Origin of the sequence: Lentzea kentuckyensis (assembly GCF_002150765.1) — a bacterium.
Taxonomy (GTDB): domain Bacteria; phylum Actinomycetota; class Actinomycetes; order Mycobacteriales; family Pseudonocardiaceae; genus Lentzea; species Lentzea kentuckyensis.
Window position 1 is genome coordinate 129155 of the sequence record NZ_MUYM01000036.1, and the last position, 21732, is coordinate 150886.

General features: G+C 64.9%; 14 protein-coding genes. 8 read left to right on the top strand and 6 right to left on the bottom strand.

Annotation, left to right across the window (positions count from 1 at the left end; all coding sequences use genetic code 11):
- The first annotated feature begins 71 nt into the window (after positions 1 to 71).
- The gene (locus tag B0F77_RS47955) at positions 72 to 395 is read left to right on the top strand and encodes a hypothetical protein (RefSeq protein ID WP_158102755.1); all 324 of its coding nucleotides are present in this window, start codon (positions 72 to 74) and stop codon (positions 393 to 395) included.
- Between the two features lie 144 nt (positions 396 to 539).
- Here B0F77_RS47955 and B0F77_RS18965 read toward each other — a convergent pair whose 3' ends face one another.
- Both B0F77_RS18965 and B0F77_RS18970 read right to left on the bottom strand, forming a co-directional pair.
- On the bottom strand, positions 540 to 1901 hold the full coding sequence (locus tag B0F77_RS18965; RefSeq protein WP_245848391.1) for a recombinase family protein: 1362 nt from the start codon (positions 1899 to 1901) through the stop codon (positions 540 to 542).
- Positions 1902 to 2400: 499 nt separating this feature from the next.
- Positions 2401 to 2604 carry a hypothetical protein gene (locus tag B0F77_RS18970; RefSeq protein WP_086664243.1) on the bottom strand — a complete coding sequence of 68 codons (204 nt, stop codon included), beginning with the start codon at positions 2602 to 2604 and terminating at the stop codon, positions 2401 to 2403.
- A gap of 182 nt (positions 2605 to 2786) precedes the next feature.
- On the opposite strand from B0F77_RS18970, the gene B0F77_RS18975 reads away from it, so the two are divergent.
- The gene (locus B0F77_RS18975) at positions 2787 to 3236 is read left to right on the top strand and encodes an SHOCT domain-containing protein (RefSeq protein ID WP_086664244.1); all 450 of its coding nucleotides are present in this window, start codon (positions 2787 to 2789) and stop codon (positions 3234 to 3236) included.
- Between the two features lie 42 nt (positions 3237 to 3278).
- Here B0F77_RS18975 and B0F77_RS48710 read toward each other — a convergent pair whose 3' ends face one another.
- Positions 3279 to 3569 (bottom strand): hypothetical protein, encoded by a 291-nt coding sequence (locus B0F77_RS48710; RefSeq protein ID WP_169730948.1) that lies wholly within the window; start codon positions 3567 to 3569, stop codon positions 3279 to 3281.
- 35 nt (positions 3570 to 3604) lie between these two features.
- Here B0F77_RS48710 and B0F77_RS18980 point away from each other — a divergent pair, with 35 nt between their 5' ends.
- A complete protein-coding gene (locus tag B0F77_RS18980; RefSeq protein ID WP_211293865.1) occupies positions 3605 to 3790 on the top strand; it encodes a hypothetical protein in 186 nt (61 codons plus the stop codon).
- 198 nt (positions 3791 to 3988) lie between these two features.
- On the opposite strand, the gene B0F77_RS18985 is transcribed toward B0F77_RS18980, so the two are convergent.
- Positions 3989 to 4684 (bottom strand): hypothetical protein, encoded by a 696-nt coding sequence (locus B0F77_RS18985; protein ID WP_143466813.1) that lies wholly within the window; start codon positions 4682 to 4684, stop codon positions 3989 to 3991.
- A 183-nt stretch (positions 4685 to 4867) separates the two neighbouring features.
- Here B0F77_RS18985 and B0F77_RS18990 point away from each other — a divergent pair, with 183 nt between their 5' ends.
- Positions 4868 to 7696 (top strand): AfsR/SARP family transcriptional regulator, encoded by a 2829-nt coding sequence (locus tag B0F77_RS18990; RefSeq protein WP_245848392.1) that lies wholly within the window; start codon positions 4868 to 4870, stop codon positions 7694 to 7696.
- Positions 7697 to 7737: 41 nt separating this feature from the next.
- Here the strand turns inward: B0F77_RS18990 and B0F77_RS18995 are convergent, their stop codons facing one another.
- Positions 7738 to 8055 carry a hypothetical protein gene (locus B0F77_RS18995; RefSeq protein ID WP_143466814.1) on the bottom strand — a complete coding sequence of 106 codons (318 nt, stop codon included), beginning with the start codon at positions 8053 to 8055 and terminating at the stop codon, positions 7738 to 7740.
- Positions 8056 to 8190: 135 nt separating this feature from the next.
- On the opposite strand from B0F77_RS18995, the gene B0F77_RS19000 reads away from it, so the two are divergent.
- Both B0F77_RS19000 and B0F77_RS19005 read left to right on the top strand, forming a co-directional pair.
- The gene (locus tag B0F77_RS19000) at positions 8191 to 9753 is read left to right on the top strand and encodes a pentapeptide repeat-containing protein (RefSeq protein ID WP_143466815.1); all 1563 of its coding nucleotides are present in this window, start codon (positions 8191 to 8193) and stop codon (positions 9751 to 9753) included.
- A gap of 699 nt (positions 9754 to 10452) precedes the next feature.
- Positions 10453 to 14127, top strand: a complete 3675-nt coding sequence (locus B0F77_RS19005) for an HYR domain-containing protein (protein ID WP_158102756.1) — start codon at positions 10453 to 10455, stop codon at positions 14125 to 14127.
- Positions 14128 to 14568: 441 nt separating this feature from the next.
- Here B0F77_RS19005 and B0F77_RS19010 read toward each other — a convergent pair whose 3' ends face one another.
- Complete coding sequence (locus B0F77_RS19010) at positions 14569 to 15675, bottom strand: hypothetical protein (RefSeq protein ID WP_086664250.1); 1107 nt, start codon at positions 15673 to 15675, stop codon at positions 14569 to 14571.
- A gap of 1026 nt (positions 15676 to 16701) precedes the next feature.
- On the opposite strand from B0F77_RS19010, the gene B0F77_RS19020 reads away from it, so the two are divergent.
- Both B0F77_RS19020 and B0F77_RS19025 read left to right on the top strand, forming a co-directional pair.
- Positions 16702 to 17736 (top strand): tyrosine-type recombinase/integrase, encoded by a 1035-nt coding sequence (locus tag B0F77_RS19020; RefSeq protein WP_086664252.1) that lies wholly within the window; start codon positions 16702 to 16704, stop codon positions 17734 to 17736.
- A gap of 199 nt (positions 17737 to 17935) precedes the next feature.
- The gene (locus B0F77_RS19025; RefSeq protein ID WP_086664253.1) at positions 17936 to 21706 is read left to right on the top strand and encodes a hypothetical protein; all 3771 of its coding nucleotides are present in this window, start codon (positions 17936 to 17938) and stop codon (positions 21704 to 21706) included.
- Positions 21707 to 21732: the final 26 nt, after the last annotated feature.

Consider the following 21732-nt stretch of genomic DNA (forward strand, 5'->3'; position numbering starts at 1 on the left):
GCCACACTGCACCGTCACGCCGCTGCCCGATCCAGATGTCTGGATCAGGCAGCGGCGTGTCGGGTTGCTTGGTGCAGAGAAACTTCACCAAGCGCAAGGTGAAGCTCGACACGAACACGCCTGCATCGCTGTCCTCTTCTCCGTGCGGCCCCGAGAAGATCATGTCGACCTATGGCGAAGCGTTCGATCTGAGCGGGTTCGACAGACTGAGGCCAGCCCCTCAGGGATGCCGCGCCAGCGAGCGATCGGTGGGTTCGGTCCTCGTTGTAGTGCCGCTCGTACTCACGCAGCGCCTGCCGCAGATGGACCTGATTCCAGAGCAGCGCGCGGCCCAACAGGTCGCCGCGAAAGTTCTTGCTCCAGTCGATACAACCCAACGGCGAAAGATTGATTAGTGCCGCCTGGCCCTCTATACTAGATTCAAGCTATCCAATAGCGCATGAACACACGAACTGCGCAAGCTTGCTACGTATGGGAACTCAAGTCCCCCTCGGACATTCTCTTACCCCACGGGATTCACCAGAATCCCGTGGGGTAATTCATATTTCCGCCATCTTCACGTCAGCACACCAATCCAACGCAAGCGCCGGCTGAACTGAGCGAAGAGCACGTTCCACGGTTTTCGGCATTAGGGGCGCAGGTCGAATCTCAAGACGCTGATCGTCGTAGTAAATCTGCAGGCGTTGCTCGCGGACTTGATCGACCAACTCCTCAACCACACCTACCTCCATGGGTCGAGCGGTCCGCTCGAGTAGATGTGGCAGTGCCTTGAGCAGGTGGTCTTCTCGGACGTAGAGGTTGCGCGGTTCGCCGTCGGAACGTCGCTTGGCGCTGGTGAAGCCATGCCGGCATCGATAGCCCGCTCGCCCGTGGACCCAGTGCCCGTCCATCCGCCGGCCACACAACCCACATACGACGAGGCCAGCCAGCATGTAGCACCGGACAGCGCCGTCCTTGGCGGGCTTCGCCACCCGCATCCCCTGCACCGCGACAAAGGTCTCGTTATCGACGAGTGGTTCGTGCGCGATTCGCTCGGACACCTCCCACTCGTTGACTGGGTTCCACCGCAGCACACCCGAACCGCGGCCGCCGGGACGTCCGCCAGGTCCGTGACCAGTTGTACTGCTTCGGTTCCACACCTGCCGACCGGTGTAGCGCGGGTTCTCCAGAATCATCGCTACCGTCCGGACGATCCACCGCTTCCCCGACCTATGCGCGTTCCGCTCGCGATCCGCACCCGACGGACACACCACGCCACGGTCGTTGAGCTCGCGCACCAACGACGCCACCGTCCGCCCGCGAGCACGCTCGGCGAACATCCACCGCACCCACGGCGCCGACACCTGCACCCGACGACCCCACCGCCCATGCACCGGATTCGGATGCCTACCACCATCAACCAACCGATACCCATACGGCGGCCGACCGCCCAGAAAACGGCCCTGTACACGAGTCTGCGCCCGCATCGCCGCAAGCACCCGCTGCCGCGCTCGCGCCACCTCACGCTGCGCCTGCGCACCCAACAACACCATCAACGCTTCATGCACCGGAGTACCGAGTTCCACCGGACCTCCAGCCTCCGGCAGCCACACCGCAACACCAAGTGCATTCAGCCGGGTCACGACCTCACGGAACTGATCACCGTGAAACGCCCGCTCATACTCTCCGACCACGACCGCATCGAAATCACGACTAGGCTCTGCCGCGGCGGTCAGCAATGCCGCCGCTTCCGGACGATCCGACCACGACCACCGCCGCGACACACCCACATCAAAGAACTCCGCAACAACCGAGCCGACACCATCGACCAACTCGTCCGACACGGCGCGCTGCCACGCACGCGACGTCTGCACATCCTGGAATACGCTCGTCGACATCCGGCCGTAGAAGGCGAAACGCAAGCCAGGCTCCTCTGACGGCGCTACTGGACGACAGCGTCCCGTCAACGCGGCAGCGAGTTCGGTATTCGTCAGCGTGGCCACAGTCAGCTCCCTCGGTCAAAACGGAGACCCAGACGCTAGAGGCGTCGTGACGACGTCCTGCCCATCTCCACCCGAACAGACCAAGAGCGAGCCACACCAGACCTCGGCTGGCGGCAGCTCGATCTGCGGAGCCCTCTGCCAGGCAGCCTCCCGACCCTCGTGGGGCGGGAGGTGCTCTTATCGTTCCGAAACACGCGCGCCAAGTTCCGCATCGACGCCAGGTCCGGCTTCTCGACTCCGTGTGAGGTCTTCCCCGGCGGCCTGAACACTCGCGGCTATGGCCAGCTTTCCAGCCCTGACGTAGACCGTCATCGTCGGCGCACTCACCCCTGCTCGGCCCCCACGCGCGCCTACCAGGTGACGCTCACCCGTAGGTCCCTGTCACGGGTCGGTGGACGGCGAGATGATCAGGTGCATGTCATGGACCAGCGACGTGTCCGGCCGGCTCGACGGTCCTGTGCTGCAGGTCTGCGTACTGGTGGGTGACGTGCGGCTCCCGATCGTCCGGCAAGAACAGGTGGGCCATCGGCCTCGCGAACCTCCGCAGCGCCGAGACCTGGCCGACGTCGCGGTCGGCTGCAAAGTTGCCGACCACCGTGGTGCTCGCCCACAGGGACGCCACGCCAATCGACCGTTCCCACGGCCACCAGGCGCAGCAGCAACACGATCATCTGAGCATGCTCTTAGCTAGGGAGAGACGCATTACACGCTGCGGTAACGATCTTTCGTGCGGCACTGGGTAACCGATGCGCCCGTCTTCGCGATGTTCAACATCGGATCACAGCGACAGGATGGAGACCAGCAATGACCAGAGCGCAGAGCCACGGGCTGGGCATCGGGAACGGCAGCATCATCGATCACGGTGATGGCATCATCGAGTACCGACAGACTGGCAAGGTGCTCCCGGCATTCAGGGTCAACATCGCCGACGTCACCGGGTTCTCAGTGCGCAAGGCGACCCGGCAAGACCGGAAGAATGGCGCAAGCGCGCTCCAACAGATGCTGACGTTGCAGGGCAGCGGGACAGAACTCGCAAGTTGCCCGGTCAACCACGGGACTTCAGCGAAGATCGAAGCGTGGATCCGAGCGCATCCGTCCTTCCGCGGAAACGTTCCCCAGAGCGTGCCCTGCGCACCACAGGGCACGTCGCCGAGCACCATCGCGGATGATCTTGCAAAGCTCGCGCGGCTGCGCGACGACGGGGTCTTGTCACAGGAAGAGTTCGCCCAGGCAAAGGCCAAACTGCTGCACTGACCGCCGGGCCAACGACTTCTTCTCGTCCGGCCAGGAAGGCGCTTACCGGTGGCAGGGTGTCGCCGTCGGATTCGTCCGCGCCGCGCTCACCGCGAACCCGAGGGTGAGGCCGGATAGCCGTTGTGGCGTCAGGTCCATGTAGACCAGTCGGTCCGCAGCGGACCAGTCCATGGTGGACGGGTCTTGCTGCAGGCGGTAGGAGATGGCCATCACCAGCGGGGTCCGGGCGGTGCCGGTGTCCTCGTCAATCGTGTTGCCTAGGTGGACGCCCTCGCCGGCAATGGAGAGGGTGGAGGGTTCGTGCTTGTCGGGTCGTTTCCCGGTGGTGCTCACTGACCAAGTCCGTTCCCTCCGAAGACCTCAACAACATGCCGCTCAACGACCCGATCGGGACCCTCGTCCTCGGCTCCGACCCCCGCAACATCCACGCCGTCTTCATCGCGGGCCAGGTCCGCAAATGGGCTGGCACCGTCCTGGACGTCGACGTGCCAGCCATCGGGCAGGACGTCCGAGCCTCACGCGACCGGATCCTCAAAGCCGCGCACTCGTCCTGACCCCACCGCACACCAACGAAAGGCCAAGATCATGTCTGAGGACACCGCCCGGCAGCCGACCACCGCACCACACCCCCACGTCGGCATGTGGGCAGGAGAGGCGAGGCCCGTTGGACATGAATGCCTCCGGCACAGGCCTCGCCTCCGATGGTGTCGATCATTTTCAATGTGATTGCGAACTGATCACTTGGCGGTGCATCAGGTGACGGTGATCGAGACTGATGGAGCGAAAGACACGCAGAGCGTTCCATCGAGGAGCAGGACGTAGGAGTAGGCCGGCACTCCGGCCGCCGCAGGGCCGCGGGTCAGCGTCAGCGTGCGAGCAGGCGGGTCGAAGTTGTGACTCCCTCGCGCGGCCGAATAGCCGCCCTGTGTGGAGGTTCCGCCGTTGTCCGTGATGACGACACGCCAGTTCACGTCCCAGATCCCGGACCAGTCACTGCGCACGTGGGCGCCGGTGTCCATAGTGACTCGGGAGTTGCCCAGAGCGGACATGCTCACCATGGACCATCCGCAGTTGCCGTACTTGTAGTTCGACGCGTTCGTGCTCACCTCACCGGAGCCGGTCGCCACGAGCGCGCCGGAGGGCTTGACCAGCCCGGCGCGTGCCGCGTCGGCTTGGGCCTCGGGCACAGAGTCCTGATAGCCGTCCGGGCGAGTGATGATCTCGTAGCCGTTGGCCTCGGCAACTGCTCGGTCGAAACCGACTGCCCGCAGACCGTTCGCAAGATCGCCCGGCGCGGGCGATGGCGGCGTCGCATCCGCCGAAAGGGGAGACATCGCTAGCAGGAACATCGCAGACGATGTCGCGATGATGGAACGCAATGAACGCATGGTTCTTCTCGTCTCCAGAATTGGTGAGTGGGTCGGTTGCCCCGCCGAGACGCCGACCATGGAGCGATCGCCACACATGGACCCTTCACCGCCGGTCTTCTCGGCTTGTTCGGACGTGGTGAAAACGGTGGACCGCTGATTCGCCGTGACCTCACCAGGTTTTCGCAATCGCCTGGTCAGAGGTCGTGAGTCAGGGTAGGAAAGGAAACGGGGAGGTAGGGCGTCGTGGGGACGGAGCTGCGTGTGCTCGGCCCGGTCGAGCTGAGGGTCGGCGGACGGGTGGTGGAAGTAGGCCACGCGCGGCAGCGGTGTGTGCTCGCGGTCCTGCTGGTGGAGGCGAACCAGGTCGTCACGACGGAGCAGCTGCTGGACCGCGTGTGGGCGGATCGGTTGCCGCACAAGGCGCGGGCTGTGGCGAGCAACTACGTATCACGGCTCCGACAGGTGCTGGCAGGTGAGGTCGCGGTCGTGCGGCGGGGCGGCGGGTACGTGCTGGAGGTGGACCCGGAGGCGGTGGATCTGCTCCGTTTCCGCCGCCTCATACGACAGGCCCGCACTGCGGACGACGCGCAGGCGCTGATGTTGCTCGAAGAGGCGACAGGGCTGTGGCGGGGTGAACCGTTGGCCGGGTTGAACACCCCATGGCTGGCTGCTGTGCGCACCGGCCTCGAACGGGAGCACATCGCCGCCCGACTCGACCGCGTCGAAGTCGCGTTGCGCTGCGGCCGGCACGCCGAGATCCTGCCTGAGCTGTTCGCATTGGCGGAGCAGGAGTCATTGGACGAGCGCGTCGCCGCCCAGTTCATGCTCGCCTTGCATCGCGCCGGACGCACCACCGACGCCCTCGCCCACTACCGGCAACTCCGCAACCGGCTGATCGAGCAACTCGGCACCGAACCCGGCACCGCACTGCAGGACCTTCACCAACGCATCCTCGACACCGACCCCGCCCTCACACCACCTTCCGCGGCGACTACGGGAGCGGCTTTCAACAGCGGCACAGCGGCCAAGGCGGACGTGGTGCCCCGGCAGTTACCCGCGCCTCCGCGGTGGTTCACCGGCCGCGGCACTGAACTGGCCCGCCTCGACGAGGCGCTGAGCGCTGAGCCGGAGGAGAGCCCGCAACTGTCAGGGAAACGCACCGTCGCGGTGGTGATCTCGGCGATCGGCGGGGCCGGTGGGATCGGCAAGACCTGGCTGGCCTTGGCCTGGGCGCACCAGCATGCCGAGCAGTTCCCCGACGGGCAGCTGTTCGTGGACCTGCACGGGTTCAGCCCCACGCAGGAGCCGATGGCGGCGGAGGCCGCGATGCGTGGATTCCTCGACGCCCTTGGAGTCGACCCCGGCCGGATCCCGACCGACCTGAACGCACAAGCCGCGCTGTACCGCAGCCTGGTCACCGACCGGCGGATGCTCATCGTGCTGGACAACGCCGCCACCGCTGAGCAGGTCGTCCCGCTGCTGCCGGGCAGCCCGGCCTGCACCGTGCTGATCACCAGCCGCACCAGGCTCGCCTCCCTGATCGACCGGCACGGAACCCGACACCTGCAACTCGACATCCTGAGCCGGGACGAGGCCCGTGCACTGCTCGTCGCACGCCTGGGCACCGGCCGCGTCGCCGCCGAACCCGGCGCCGTCGACGAGTTGATCGAGTTGTGCGGGGCTTACCCGCTGGCCCTGTCGATCACTGCCCGCCACGCCGTCACCCGCCCCGGCCTCCCGATCGCCGAGCTCGCCGCCGAGCTGCGCGAGCTGGGCCTGGAGATGCTCGACCACGACACCGACCCCGAAGCCAGCCTGCCCGCCGTACTGTCCTGGTCCTTGCGCCGGCTCACCGACGAAGACCGCACCGCGTTCGGGCTGCTGGGCATCGCCCCTGGCCCCGACACCACCCTGCCCGCCGTGGCCGCCCTCACCGGCCTGTCCCCGACCCGCGCCCGCAAGGCGCTATCGGTGTTGGAGGAGGCGTCCCTGTTAGAGCGGCGGCAGCAGGGCCGGTACGCGATGCACGACGTGGTCCGCGCCTACGCCGCCAACTTCGCCGCCGACAGCCTGCCCGACGTCGTGCGGGAAACAGCCCTGACGCGAGTGATGGACTTCCACATGCACACCGCCCATGCAGCGGACCGACTCCTAAGCCCACATCGCGAACTCGTGTGCCCCATCGCCCCCGCACCTGGCGTCCGTCCCCACCCCCTACCTGACACCACGTCGGCACTGGCCTGGATGCAGGCTGAGCATGCCACCCTCGTAGCAACCCAACGCGCCGCCGTCATCCACCATCGTCACCATGTCGTCTGGCACCTAGCCTGGTCACTGAACACTTACTTCGTCAGGCGGGGACACTGGCGCGACACGCTCGCCGCATGGCGAGCCGCGCGCGACTCCGCTGCCCACCTGCCTGATCCCGCAACCCGAAGCCGCGCCCACCGGCTTCTCGGCTACACCCAGGCCATGCTGGGCCAGCACGACGAGGCCATCGGCCACCTGCACAAGGCCCTCGACATGGCGCTGCGTCACGACAACACCGTTGAACAGGCTTTTACTCGCCGAGTGCTCGCCGCAGTCTGGGGAGAACAGGGCGACAACCGGCGAGCCCTAGACCATGCTCGGCGCTCCCTCGACCTGTACCGCGTTCTCAGCAACCCGGTGTGGGAAGCCGACGCGCTCAACCAGGTTGGCTGGTATGCCGCCTCCTTGGAGGACCTCGATGCAGCCAACGCGTACTGCCGTGCCGCCCTTGCTGTGCAACAGCAGCACCATGACCCCGAGGGTGAGGCAGGCACGCTCGACACACTCGGATTCATCGCCCACCGCTCCGGCGACCACGAGCAGGCCATCGACTTCTATCGCCAAGCCGTCGACTTGTACGGCACCCACGGCTACACCTACGGCGTCGCGGATACCCTTGACCACCTTGGTCACACTTACGCCGCTCTCGACCATCACATCCTGACCCGTAAAACGTGGCAAGAGGCACTGAGGATGTATCAGGAACAAGGCAGGGACAACGACGCCCATCGGGTACAACGTCAACTTGACGACCTCGCCCTGGGCTACGAGGGCGAGTAGGCCGCCCCAATTACTGGCCCTCTGTACTAGGTTCGAGCTATTCAGTAGCGCATGAGCGCACAAACCGCGCAAGCTGCGGCCGCGTCACCGTCGTCGGCCAGCAGGATGAGCTTGGCGGTGATGTCGGCGGTGACCACGGTCCAGGTCGCGGCGATGCTCGCACGGATCGCTCCCGCGTTGTAGCACCGCCACGCCTCTTCCGTCAGCGGCAGCGTGCGGTGAAGCGTCACCTGCGCCTGCTCACCGTGCTGGTCGTCGCCATCGGGTTGATCGTCCACATCGGCCTGGGATACCAGCTCGGCCTGGCGATTGCCGGGCTGTCGGCTGTCACACCAATGTCTAGGCAGCACCAACGCCATCATGGCCTGGATAGCGATGACGAAACTGTCGATCCCCGCTAGCGCTCGAAGCACGTAGTTCTCCGAGCCGGATTCCGGTCGAGGTCGAATGACAGCAGCGGTGCGAGAATCACCCGTTCGGGCGATAGTGCGGCGTTGTCGCAGACCGATTGGACTGCTGTGACAGAACAGATCGCTGCCACCTCGTCAATCGTGGGCGAGGCGTCTGGAGGCCCGCGGCGGCCGCCGCTGCCCAGGTGGACCGTCCCGGTGGTTGGCGTGGTCGTCCTGTTAGTGGCTGGTGTAGCTCTAGTCGTGATGTGGCGGTGGGTCGACAGCCTCGCAATGGCCGACCCCGAAAAGAAGGCCACGACGCAACTCGAGGTCATCAAGGCGGCGTCCGGGATTGCGATCGGCGGGGGTGGACTGTTCGCCCTCTACCTAGCCGCGCGCCGGCAGCGCACCCAGGAGCTGGAACTGGAGGTTCGCTGCGACGAGCTGCGCAACCGGCAGGTGGAACTCGCGCAGCGCGACCGGACGCAGGAGCACGCGGAACGCACCGCCGAGATCGCCCGGTTGCATGCGGAGCAAGTGGCGGCGGACGCGCGGCACGACGCTGCCGAGCGCCGGCTCACGGAGCTGTACACAAAGGCTGCCGAGCAGTTCGGGTCGGACAATGTCGCGGTGCAGCTCGCGGGCCTCTACGGGTTCGAGCGCCTCGCTAACGACCACCCGGAACTGCGGCAGACCGTGGTCAACGTGATCTGCTCGCTTCTCAGGATGCCCGCACCCTCGGCGGATGACGCCGCCACGATGAGCAAGAGTTCTCAGATCCGTGGTGCGGCGCTGCGCATCCTGCAGGAGCACCTCACCCAGGGCGCCGGGAAGTACTGGGCGGTCGGGATCGATCTCTCGGGAGCCAAGCTGAAGAACCTCGACCTGGCAGGTTGGCGTGTCGAGAAGGGCCTGTTCGTAGAGTCGGTCTTCGTTGACGCGTGTGACATCACCGGTCTAAGCACGGCTGAGGAGCTCAACCTCACCGGCGCGACGTTCGAGGGAGTCTTGACGGCGACGCAGGTGCACATCGGTGGTGCCCTGGCGCTCGATGGCGCGAAATTCCTGGCCGACGTGGACTTCGGCGGGTCCGGCATCGTGGGGCCGGTGTCGCTGGCGGAGACGACCTTTTCGGGGTTCACCTCGTTCGCTGGCTGTCGCTTCGGCGGGTCCGTGCAGTGCTCGGACTCCGGGTTCCTCGGCCCGATGGAGTTCACCGGTGTGACGTTCAACGATGCCCTCGAGATCAGGTCGACCAGTTTCGAGGGCGAGGTCAGCTTTCGAGGAACTTACTTCGAAGGGCCCACCCGGATCTCGGACGTCACGTTCCTCGACGAGGTGTGGTTCAACAACTCGGAATTCACCGCGAGCACCCCGCTGTTGTCCGCAGTCCAGTTCAGCAGTGACGTCTGGTTCCACGGCGTCGGCCTGTCGAACGGCATCCTCTTCCACGACGTGTGGTTCGAAGGCGCCGCCGATCTCGGCGATTGCGACGACGCTGGTGCCAGTGACGTCCGGGCTCGGCGGGTGCCGCTGTTCCAGCAGTGGCCGGCCAACTGGGAAGAGAGCGAGGGCGGTGATGGGGAATGGCGGTACTTCGCCGACAACGCAGGGTCCCGGGAGCTTGAATTCGCCGCCGTGCTGTGGAACTTCGCGCAGGACTAGGCTTCGACCCGATGCCTGAGCAGGCAGTCACGCTGCGGAGGCGGTGGCACCGGTTCTGGCGCAAACTCCTCGGCAAGACACCTCTGCCGTAGCCCGCTCCGTAGGCCCTGATCTGTCGGTGGTCTCTGGTGGACAAGGGGATGGCCCAGGGCGACCTTGATGAGGGACCGCCTGATCATTTGGTTGTCGTGTTCGGTAGCTACTACGGGCGTTGGGGTGTTGAGTTCCTGCGCTCAGCTGAACACGCCTTGATCGCAGGCATGACAGCATTTCCCGCGACAACGGAGCACCGTGCCCACCGATTGCAGGGCAACTCCCACCCTGCTCCTCATCAGGGCCTGATCACTCGATCGAACGCCCTCATCGGGCGGTTACCTCGGCCCACACAGTTCATCCAGATGCCGCAGCGCCATAGTCGACTGGATAGACACAGCGTCGAGATCAAGCCAACCGGATCCGCTGGCATACGGATCATGCCCGAACCCATCACGGGCTAATATTCCTATTAGTCATGGAATTTCTGCTTCGAGGTAACGTGAACCGCGCGAGTTGCGACTTTGCTATCACCAACCGAGGCGGCGGCAGGCACTAGTGATCGAATGCGGTCGCTCGCAGGTCGATCAAGGCCGGAGATGAGCCGAGATGACCATGACACGGAGAGCTCGAACATCCGCCCTTCGGTTACTCCTGACGATCAGCATGCTCGTCGGTGTTGTCAGCATTGCCGACCCCGCCCTAGCCGCCCCATCCGGCTACATCTGGCTGTCGAAAAGAACAGTCCCCGATTGGCCGCTGCGTCGTGACGGCAACTTCGCCCGGACCACGGGCTATCTTTCCACCTCGCTCGACGGGCGCTACGGCCTCATCAGCGCGGGCACCGCCAATCCTGCGCACCCAGGAGGCGACTGGACGTCCATTTACCTGAGTGACAGCGTCTCCGGCCAGCTCACTCTCGCCAGCACGGACGAGCAGGGGCAGAAGTTCGCGTCGACCCTGGTGAACGTCAATGGGATCCTGTCACCTCACGGCACCTGGATGGCATGGAATCAATACGACCCAACGACCCAGTTCAGCACCATCTTCGCCCGCGACAACCGCCTCGGCCGGGTATTCCGATCGATATCAAACGACACCGCCCAAAACGCCTCGTTTGTCACCGACGACGGCAAGGTCTACGGGAATTTCCACGTGTCCGCGTCTGCTGGCGCACTCATCGAAACATGGAATGTGCCAGGCTCCACCCTTGGAGCGCTGCAACTGCAAGCCCAGCCCGGACCAGCCTACGTCGCCACGATGAGCGGCGATGGCAGAACAGCGATCGTGGTCTCAGGAGGCAAGTACCTCGCCTACGACGTCGCGACTGCAATCACCTCTCCACTGCCACTGGCAGTTCCGCCGAAGATCTACGTCATCGCCATCAGCCAGACCGGCCGATACATCGGGTTCACCTCCGAGGACCCGAGTCTCAACCCTGAAGGGCTCCCGAAACGGCACGTGTATCTCTTCGACAGGGTGACCGGTACAACGACCTGGATATCTGCGCCTGGGCATGGTGGAACGTCAGACCCGGCGGTGAACTACTGGCTGGCGCCCCGCAGCATTTCAGACGACGGCCGATTCGTGATCTTCGGCGCGGAAGGCGTGCAGACCATGCCGCCTCTGGACCCCGCCCACGCCGGAGAACGCGTGCTCTACTTCTACGGCGGCACGTTCGAGCGAGACGTGAGAGCCGCCGACACCCGGCTGGTAGTCGCGGACTACGCCAATGGCATCGCGCCCAACGCGGGCCTGGTGCAGTTCGACACCTTCAGTTTGGATCCTGCTGATCCTCCTGGAGACTTCGACGTCTACCTCTCGGGCATCCCAAATCAGCGGGTCTCTACGCCGTCAGTATCGGTAACCGGCATCTCGGCCGGCGCGAACTACGAGTTCGGCGCGGTGCCGACTGCGTCGTGTTCAGCAGTGGACTCAGCCGATGGCACCTCGGTCTTCAGTGCCACGCTCACAGGCCCGTCCGGTCCGCGGGCGGCAGAGGGGCTGGGATCGGTGACGGCGTCGTGCGCCTTCACGAACTCCGCGGGCGTGTCGGCTTCAGCGTCGGCGTCGTATTCCATTGCGGACACGACGGGACCGTCGGTTTCCGTGCCGCACGGGGTGCACGTCGAAGCGTCGGGAAAGTCGACGCCCGTCTCGTTCGTGGTGACCGCCGAGGATCTGGTCGACGGTTCCCGAGTGGTGTCGTGCGATCACGCCACCGGCAGTGGCTTCCCGGTCGGGAAGACGGTGGTCAACTGCGGGGCCAACGACGTCGCAGGAAACACGGCTTCGGCAACGTTCGAGGTGACGGTAGTCGACACGACGGCGCCGGTGCTCACACTGCCGCCGAGTGTGACCGTGCCTGCGTCGGGCTCCAGCGGCGCGGTGGCCACCTACTCCGCGCCGACCGCCGAGGACTCCGTCGACGGGTCGGTGACCGTCACCTGCGACCACCCCAGCGGAGCGCTGTTCGCGTTCGGAACGACCACGGTTACTTGCACCTCCAAAGATGCCGTGGGCAACGCTGCCACCGGGTCATTCACGATCCGGGTGCAGGACCAGGGCGCTCCGATAGTCAGCGTCCCCGCACCGTTGACGATCGAGGCGTCCGGGCCTAACGGAGCAACCGCGGACTATCCCGCAGTGACAGCTGCTGACGACGTCGACGGCGTTCTTCGGGCAACGTGCGACCACACCAGCGGCTCAGTGCTCCCACTGGCTACCACCGTGGTGACCTGCACCGCCACAGACGGTGCCGGCAACACGGGTTCATCCACCTTCACGGTGACGGTCGTGGACACCACCGCCGCCAAGGTGACCGTCCCGGCTAATCAAACGGCCGAAGCCACAGGGCCTTTAGGTGCCACGGTGACCTTCCCCGCCGCGACTGCGAGCGACACCGTCGACGGCTCAGTGATCCCGACGTGCACGAACTCATCAGGAGACCCGTTCGGTCTCGGCGACACCATCGTGACCTGCACCGCAGTCGACCGGGCAGGCAACTCGGCCAGCGCAACGTTCGTCGTGACCGTCAACGACTCCACCGGTCCGGTTGTGACTGTTCCAGCCGCTGCAACCCGGGAAGCCAGCGGCCCAGACGGCACACACATCAACTACGGCACCGCGACGGCCATCGACACCGTCGACGGACCGATACCTGTTTCCTGCACACCGGCCTCCGGATCGATATTCCGACTCGGCCTTAACACCGTCACATGCACCGCGAGCGACGTCCACGGCAACACCAGCAGCGGGTCCTTCACGGTCACCGTCACCGACAGCACCCCGCCGACGATGATGCTGCCCGCCAACCAAACCGCGAACGCGACGGGGCCGTCCGGAGCCACCGTCACCTTCTCCGCCCCCACTGCGGTCGACACCGTCGACGGAACCGTCTCCCTTGCCTGCGACCACCAGTCCGGAACCGTCTATCCACTCGGTACAACGACCATCACCTGCACAGCGTCCGACCACGCCGCCAACGCCACTCGCGGCTCGTTCACCGTCAACGTCATCGACGCCGACTCGCCCATCATCACCGTCCCCAGCACCATCACCGCTGAAGCCGGCGGCCCAAACGGCGCCACCGTCACCTACGCCGCCCCGTCCTCGCACGACACCGTCGACGGCGACCTTCGGGTCGCCTGCGATCACGCCTCAGGCGCCACCTACCCCCTGGGCGAGACCACGGTGACGTGCAGCGCGACCGACAAAGCGAACAACGCCGGCACCAACACCTTCACCATCCGGGTGGTTGACACCACGCCTCCTTCGTTGGCTCATGTCGCGGATCAGGTGGTCACCGCGACGAGCTCGAACGGCGCGAGCGTCTCCTACCCGCCGCCTACCGCAACGGACCTCGTGAGCGGCGGTCTGCCGGTCGGCTGCACTCCCGCGTCCGCAACTACGTTCAGCCTCGGAACCACCAAAGTCACGTGCACAGCAACGGATGCAGCGGGCAACGTCGGCAGCACCTCGTTCCAGGTTGTCGTCACCTACAGCTGGTCAGGGCTCCTGCAGCCGGTCTCCGAAGGGGCCACCTATCGGCTTGGCAGCACCATTCCGGTCAAGTTCTCGCTGACCGGCGCCAGTGCTGGGATCTCCACCGTCACCGCGCGGCTGTGGCTGGCACAAATCGCGGGAGGTAGTCCAGCTGGCGAGATCAAAGCGACCCCCACGGGCTCAGCCACTTCCGGTAACACCTTCCGCTACGACTCCACCAACAACTTGTACGTCTTCAACCTCAGCACCAAATCCCTCGAACCCGGCAAGTGGCGCTTCCGCATCGATCTCGGCGACGGCTCCAGCCACACCACCACCATCACCCTCACCCGCTAAGGCGCTTCTTCACCGCTCACGGGTCGCCGTCGAGTCGACACGATCCAGCGGGCGGCCCAGATTGCAGCACCGAGTGCAAGGACCAGCGACCCTGCCAGCACGGAACTTCCTGGCAGTGTGAAAGCCAGCATTCGCCGCCGGGCGGACCGACCCGCGTTGTTGGTCAGCCTCTTCCACTCTTCGGCGTAGGTGTCTCCCGGCCGCGTCGGCAGAGCACCCTCCTCTACGGCATGGCCGCTGTCGATACCGTTTCCTGTCGTCACGTCCGCATCGCAGTCGTCGGACCTGGCGAGCTCGCCGACCAGGGCGACGCTTTTCGGGACAACCGGGCGCGCTGGGTTCGGTCGCCTGCCGCGTCGGCGACTGTTTGCACGATGCGCAGTTCGGACCAGGTGCGACGGACGCCGTGACTGCGGTTCGCGCACTTCTGGGCCTTCGCCGTTAATCGTGCGCCGGCCTGAACAGGTAGTCGGTCGACATGAGTTTGAGATCCGGTGGCGCCATGTACTCCGGGAGGCTGCGGCGACCGATCTTCCTGCCGTGCTTGATCGCTACCCTCGCGAAGTCTTCGCGCAATTCTCGGAGGATGGCATCGTAGTCGTCACGAACGACGTCGTTCGACGCCAAAACTGTCGCAACGGCGGCCTCGTGCAGAGCGATAGCGCTGTCACGATCCTTCGTCGCAGCGAGGAAGGCCTGGTCCATGAGAGAGTCGATCATCGGCATCGTCTTGTAGGAGCGGTGCGTCTCCACCCCGATTTCGAGCACCATCCAGTCACAGTCCCGCAGACCTGCGAGCTTGCCGTCGGCGGTGCGGACCTTCAGCTCCTCGTCGTCGTAAACGAGCGTGCCTGGGTCGGGTGCCTTATCGCCGAGAACCCGACTGTCGAGCAGTGCGTAGAGCCCAGTGCGCAGCGGAATTCCGATGCCTGAACCGAACCTGCTGAACATCCCGAGCACGACGGTCGAGTCCGACTGATCAAACAGATCCTCGATACAGCTGAGTGCGCTGGTGGTGAGCTTGACACCCGTTTCGACCGCCGCGCCGACTCCGACCGCCGCAGGCAGCATCTCCTTGGTCACCCGGTTGACAACCTTGGTGAGCCGCTGCAGTCCGCTGTCGCCGTTCATCGCCACCACGCCAGCCACAAGCTCGATGTGGCCGTCGTGGTATGCCTGCTGAGGAATCAGCGAAAAACCAGTGCCGGCGAAGTTGCCCCCGGAAGTCACGTCGACACCGCCAGCCTTGCCGTGCCCAACAACTGCGGGGAACGAGGTGGAAGACCCGCCGCCGGACACGAAGGTGACATGCGAGTGGACCACCGGGAACTTGTTGGTGGTGAGGAACTGGTCCGTGCAGAGGTTCATCTTCCGCACACCAAGATCGACGTAATGGAGCCCAGGCTCGATCTCCACACCCGACCGGTTGCGAAGATCGTCGTCGACGATCTGCTCGGCCTTGAGCGCACCGAACCAGACTGGTGGCCGACCTGTGACATCACCATACTGCGACCAGAAGCTTTTGAACTTGTCAACGATCCACGACATGATGTCCTCCGAACGATGACGACGCAACGGTGCGTCGTGCCGAGGACTTCGCAAAGCCGTCACTGTTCGTTACTGGATTAACGGCATCGCTGCGGCGATCGCGGCGTTGAATTTCCTACTCACCTTCAAGCGGATACATCGTGCGGTTCGCGTGGTCGCCATCAGCTCCAATCGATACAGATCTGCCCGAAGATTGATTAGCATCGACTGGCCCTCTATACTAGGTACGAGCTATCCAATAACGCATGAACACACAAACCGCGCACGCTTGCTACACATGGGGGGTCAAGTCCCCCTTTGAACCGCGATCCGTGGCACGCGTGCGACGCTGCCCGATGCGTTCGTGGACCGCCGACGCGCAGACCATCAGCCGTCGAGCTTCAAGACAAAGCGCTGGTAGAGCGCGTGGGCGTAGTGATCAACTCGGGCCTCGGACACCAGCAGCGGGGAAGTTTCCCCGGTATCAGCAAGACAGTCGAAGCAGGGTTCCAGTCAAATGGATCCCTGCTTTTGGCGTGCTCGGACACCGTGCTCGCAGGGCGAGGCGAGGCTGATGTCTGAGCCGATCATCCGCACGCTCGACCTCGCCGCGATCGCGGCTCCGCCCTCACCCGACCGTGACGGTGTAGCCCGCGGAATCCAGCCTGTTCTCGTCGGAGACCTCGCGAGTACCGCGCCACCGAGCTCCTCGCTCTCATTCGAGTTCGCGAGGATCGACGACCACGGCCGCGTCAGCGGGCGGTCAGTTCTGCGCGAATTGCGGTGGGCCGCAGGCACTGAGCTCGACTTCGTACTGCGCGACTCGACAGTCGTCGTCCGCGAGCGCCGAGGAACCGCGGTGTGCGTCACTTCGCGCGGACTGATTCAAGTTCCGCTGGCGATGCGCCGGTGGATGTCCTGGGGACCAGGACATCGCCTCCTGCTCGTCTCCTCTTCGCGAGCCGCAGTTCTGGTTCTTGCCGACGCATCAATTCTTAACGAGTTCGCGCAGACGAACTTCGGCGTACTCACCGAGGTGACCACTCGATGACGATCACAGATCCCGCCGTCGCACCCTCAGCGGATCGCCTCGCTGCCGCGCGACTGATGTTGTCGAGCCTTGGCATCAGCGTCGAGGACCTCACATCAACACAAGCCGAGACCAAAGACGTGCCGACGTTCGACACCTACATCCCGATTGTCGAAGCCGCGGTGTCCCCCGGAACGCTCCGGGTCTACGGCTCGTACTGGAAGCGCATCAAGGAGCGCTGGGGCGAACGCCGCCTCGATGAGCCCACGGCTAGCGAGATCGCCGGACTCGTCGAGCTCACCAAGCAGAACCGTGTTCAGCGCCGAAACGGCCGTGGCGGCAACTGCGCGGGCGAGCACATGGTCGCCGCCTTCCGCTGCCTCTACAAGTTCGCCGTCATCGACGAGTACATCACCGCCGCGAGCAACCCCGCCGCCAAGGTCGCCAAGCCTCGCCGCCTGCCCTCCAACCGTCGAGGTCTGCCGGCCACTCAGGTCGACGAACTCGTCGGCGTCGCATCCTCGACCGGAAACGATCCCGCGCTGGACGCGTTGATCGTGAGGTTCCACCTCGAAACCGCCGCACGGCGTGCCGCCGCGCTGAAGCTCCGGCTCAGGGACATCGACGAACAGCAATGCCTGCTGCTCCTTCAGGAGAAGGGCGGCGTCTTCCGGTGGCAACCGGCATCACCGACGCTCGTCGCACACCTCCTAGATCACGCGAAGCGGCGCGGCTGCCTGGAGCCGGAAAGCCGCGTGCTCCGCAACCTCAACGGCAACCCCATCACCACCCGGCGATACGACGGCCTGTGGGAACGGTGCCGCAAGCAGATTCCATGGGCCGATCGACAGCAGGTCGCCACCCACTGGCTGCGATACACCACGCTCACGTTCGTCGAGCGCAGGTTTGGTCTCGCGGTGGCGCAGGCATACGCAGGACACGAGACCAAGAACGACGCCGTCACAACCACCACCTATGTGCGTGCCGGCATCAACGAGGTCGCCGCCGCCCTTGCAGCACTGACCGGCGAACCACATCCGCTGGCGACGTGACCGCCTCCGTCCACAACAGTCTGGACGCGCCGGTCCGCCCGATCCTTGAACCAACGATCACGAGGCCCCGGACCCCGTTCCGGGGCCTCGTCCTGAGGCCTGAGGTGGCAACTCAGATCGCGCTGCTTCACTCAAGTTGACTGGCGCGCCAAGCGGGATGTCCCCAGGTGATGTCGGTGCTACTTGTTACGGTTGCCCGATGGCATCGTGGCCGTCCATCAGCCGAGAAGATCTCCTGATCGCCGCGGACTCACCTGGATTCGACACAAACCTGCCGATCCTCATCCGACGGCTGGTCACCGAAACCGGGAGCGGCATCACCAGACTGCACATGCCCGGTGGTTCGGGTACATCTGCAAGCGGGTTCGACGGGGTGGTGGTCGCCAGTGGCGAGTCCGCCTTCGTGCCTGCCGGGCCGTCGGTGTGGGAGCTCTCGGTTCAACTAGATGCCAACGGCAAAGCCAGCAGCGACTACAGGAAGCGGCTGACCGGCCCCGATGGTGATAGCCCGCGCTCCATCACCTATGTGCAGGTCGGCTTGCGGAAGTGGCCCAACGCTTCCGGATGGGCGGCAAGCAAGCGGCGCGACGAGCGGTGGAAGGACGTCCGAGCCCTCAATGTCGACGACGTGCACACATGGTTGGAGAGCGCACCGGCAACCACCGTCTGGCTCGCTGATCTGCTCGGCAAGGCCACCCCGGGAGTCGAGGAAGCCCAGGCTTGGTGGGACCGTGTGTGGCAAGCATCGACGAATAGCCGTCTCGACGGACCAGCTGTGCTCGCGGGACGGGAGTCGGTTGCAACCACGCTGCTGGACGCGTTGAGTGCCGAGCACAAGATCATCACGGTCAGTGGCGAGGCGCGCGGAGACGAACTTCGAGCCTTTGTCGCCGCCACCCTCCAGACCACGACCGCATCAGGCCAGGCCGCTGTGAGGACGTTGCTCGTCCGGTCCCGGGAGAGCCTCCGGCAGCTGCTCGATCGCCCCGAACCGCTGGTTCTCGTCGTAACCGACCTCGAGTTGGCGACAGATATACCTTTCAAGCACCCCCATCGCCTGGTCTTGCCTGCGGTCCTCGGTGCTAAGGCCACCGTTGAGGTACCCCGCGTCGACGGCGAGGAGCTGGCGCGACTGTTCGTCGGCCGAGGCATTGACGACGACCGAGCCCATGCGCTCGGAACGCTCGCCCGTCGCAGCCTCTCGGCGTTGCGGCGTGCCCTCGCGGACCATCCCGAGACGCTGGTTCCACAGTGGGCTCGGTCACCGTCGTTGCTTCTGCGCCGCCAACTCCTGCTCGGCGGCTGGGACGGCCAGCACTCTTCGGACCGCAGTGTGGTCGAGGAGTTCACCCACATGACCTACGGCGAGTTTGAGGAGGCAAGCCGAGCCGCGCCAGCCGACGCCGAGGCCCCGCTCGTCGGTGCCCTGCAGGAGCAATGGCACGTGATCTCCCCTGACGACTCCTGGTACTTGGTGGCTCCCCATCTCACCGTCACCGATCTCGTCGAGTTCGAGAACACCGCGTTCCGCGTCCTCAGCGAGGTCGAGGCTCAACCCGACAAGTTCGGGATCATGCACTCGGATGAGATCCTCAAGCACTGCTCGGTAACTCTTCGCCGCGGAATCGCACGCTCACTCGCCCTGCTCGGAACCAACGACGGGCCGGTCTCGCTGCCCGGCGGTGCAACCGGCGCCGACGTCGCTCGCCGAGTTGCCCGCAGGTTGTTCAACGCCGCCAACAATGATCAAACGTACGGGTTGTGGACTTCGCTGAGCGACTTGCTCAGCGAGTTCGCGGAAGCCGCGCCTGACGAGTTCCTGGAAGCAGCGCGTGTCGGGCTGCAAGGAAAGACTCCTCTGCACAGCAAGATGTTCACCGATCTGGCACCCACACCGTTCGGTTTGCCCTCCCGAACGCCGCATCTCGGTTTCGTTCGTGCGCTTGAAGTTCTCGCCTGGTCGGTCGACTACTTCGACGACGCCGTCGACGTTCTGGCCAACCTGGCCGCGCTGGATCCAGGTGGGAGATGGGCCAACCGCCCCGCACGCAGCCTTGAGGAAATCTTCAGCTGTTGGCACCCAGAGACCAGCGTCAGCGCCACTCACCGGCTGAAGGCGCTGAAGCGGCTTCAACGAGCACAACCTCGGCACACCCGTGAGCTGCTGATCGAACTTATTCCTTCCGTACACCCCAGCCTGATGCCTCACCAGGGGCCGAAGTACCGCGACTGGAAGCGCGAGCAGCAGGTCACAAGCGAGCAGCTCCATGAAAATGTAGCTGGCGTGGTAGAGCTTCTGCTGGCCGATGCCGACGCTGATCCGGCGCGACTCCTGCCCCTCGTCAACAAGCTCGATCGCATCTCGTCAACGCACAGGAAGGCTCTCGTCGTCAAGCTCGCAGCCGCGAGGTCCTCCGCTGACGATTCGGTCCGCGCACGTCTGGCTGACGCCCTGCGGCTCCAGGTCGGACAGCACCGGGAGTTCGCCGACTCAGACTGGGCCCTGTCGGATGCCGAACTCACCGCATTCGAGCGCATACTGTCCACGCTGGAACCTCCAACGCCCCTGCACCGTTTGGCATGGCTCTTCAACAGCAGCCACATCATCATGCCGGATTGGAAGCGGCGTCCCGATCCGGCAGCACACGCCAAAGAAATACGGGGACGCCGCGCGGACGCGATCGGCGAGATCCTGCAGTCAGGCGGCCTGTCTGCTCTCGATGCCCTCGCTGGCACAACCGACTATCCGTTCCTCATTGGCCGCGCACTCGCCGACCGGACAACCGAGTTCGACGCCGATATGCTCACACGACTGTCCAACCCGGACTCGCCGAGTCGACGGGTCGCGTTCGCTTATATCGAAGCGCGGCTGGTCGCTGAAGGCGAGTCGCTCCGCGACAAGTTGCTCACGCGCACTGTCGAGCCATCGGTGCAGGCAGCCATTCTCATTGCCGCGTCCGATCCACCTGCCGCATGGGAGTCGCTGCGAAGCCTGTCCACCGCGACATCCGATCACTACTGGTCCAACATCGACTACTACGACATCGACCACTCCCCCAAGCACATCATCGCCGCACTCAACGGCCTGCTCAGCGTTCGCCGGTTCGTGACAGCTCTACGGCTCGTATCCCACCACGTTGACGAGATCGATGCCCCTGAGATCGCCGAACGCACTGCCCAGATCCTGACGAACCTCATCGAGGAGAAGACAACACCGTCGGACATACAGCAGCTCTCCAGCGATGACTTCCGCCGTGTCTTCTTGCTGCTTTCCAGACACAGCGAGTTCGTTGGTGTGCAACGGCTCGCGGTTCTCGAGTGGCACCTGTTCTCCACGCTTGGTTTCCGCGCCGAGTCGCCCACACTGCACGCAACGCTGAGCCAGGATCCCGCCTTCTTCGCGGAACTCGTCTGTGGCGCCTACCGCAGTGAGGGCGACGACGAAGCAGCCGACGTGCCGACTTCGCCAGAGCAGCAGCGTGTCGCCAAACGCGCGTTCGACATCCTCGACGCCTGGCGCAGGTGCCCCGGTGTCGGTGCAGCCGGGACAGTCGAGACCCAGCTACTAGAAGCCTGGGTCCGCGAGGCACGTCAGCGGTTGACCGACGCCGCGCGGTCGACGTCAGGCGACCTGCTCATCGGCCGTGTTCTGGCCTTCGCACCGCCTGACCCTGATGGGCTTTTTCCTCCTCGAGCCGTTCGCGACCTCCTGGAGGGCGTCAGGAGTGACGCTATTGACCGAGGACTGGACACCAACATCTTCAATAGACGAGGCATGGCGTCCAGAGGTCCAACCGAGGGCGGCGTCGGTGAGCGAAACCTGGCGAAGCGCTACAGGCAGCAAGCCGCTGACTCATTGGAATGGCCGCGAACCCGTCGGATCTTTCTCGATCTGGCAGACAGCTACGAACGGTACGCGCGCCGTATCGACGATCGGGCCGAGAGACTCAGGCGAGGCCTGCCCGGCTGACCCTGTCCCAACCTGTGCGCGCCGAA

Excerpts from the sequence above, each read along its gene's own strand:
- B0F77_RS19025 (WP_086664253.1), top strand. The coding sequence starts at position 17,936 with ATGGCATCGTGGCCGTCCATCAGCCGAGAAGATCTCCTGATCGCCGCG.
- B0F77_RS19005 (WP_158102756.1), top strand. The coding sequence starts at position 10,453 with ATGCTCGTCGGTGTTGTCAGCATTGCCGACCCCGCCCTAGCCGCCCCA.
- B0F77_RS19020 (WP_086664252.1), top strand. The coding sequence starts at position 16,702 with ATGACGATCACAGATCCCGCCGTCGCACCCTCAGCGGATCGCCTCGCT.
- B0F77_RS19010 (WP_086664250.1), bottom strand. The coding sequence starts at position 15,675 with ATGTCGTGGATCGTTGACAAGTTCAAAAGCTTCTGGTCGCAGTATGGT.
- B0F77_RS18975 (WP_086664244.1), top strand. The coding sequence starts at position 2,787 with ATGACCAGAGCGCAGAGCCACGGGCTGGGCATCGGGAACGGCAGCATC.
- B0F77_RS18995 (WP_143466814.1), bottom strand. The coding sequence starts at position 8,055 with ATGGCGTTGGTGCTGCCTAGACATTGGTGTGACAGCCGACAGCCCGGC.
- B0F77_RS18980 (WP_211293865.1), top strand. The coding sequence starts at position 3,605 with ATGCCGCTCAACGACCCGATCGGGACCCTCGTCCTCGGCTCCGACCCC.
- B0F77_RS18985 (WP_143466813.1), bottom strand. The coding sequence starts at position 4,684 with ATGGTCGGCGTCTCGGCGGGGCAACCGACCCACTCACCAATTCTGGAG.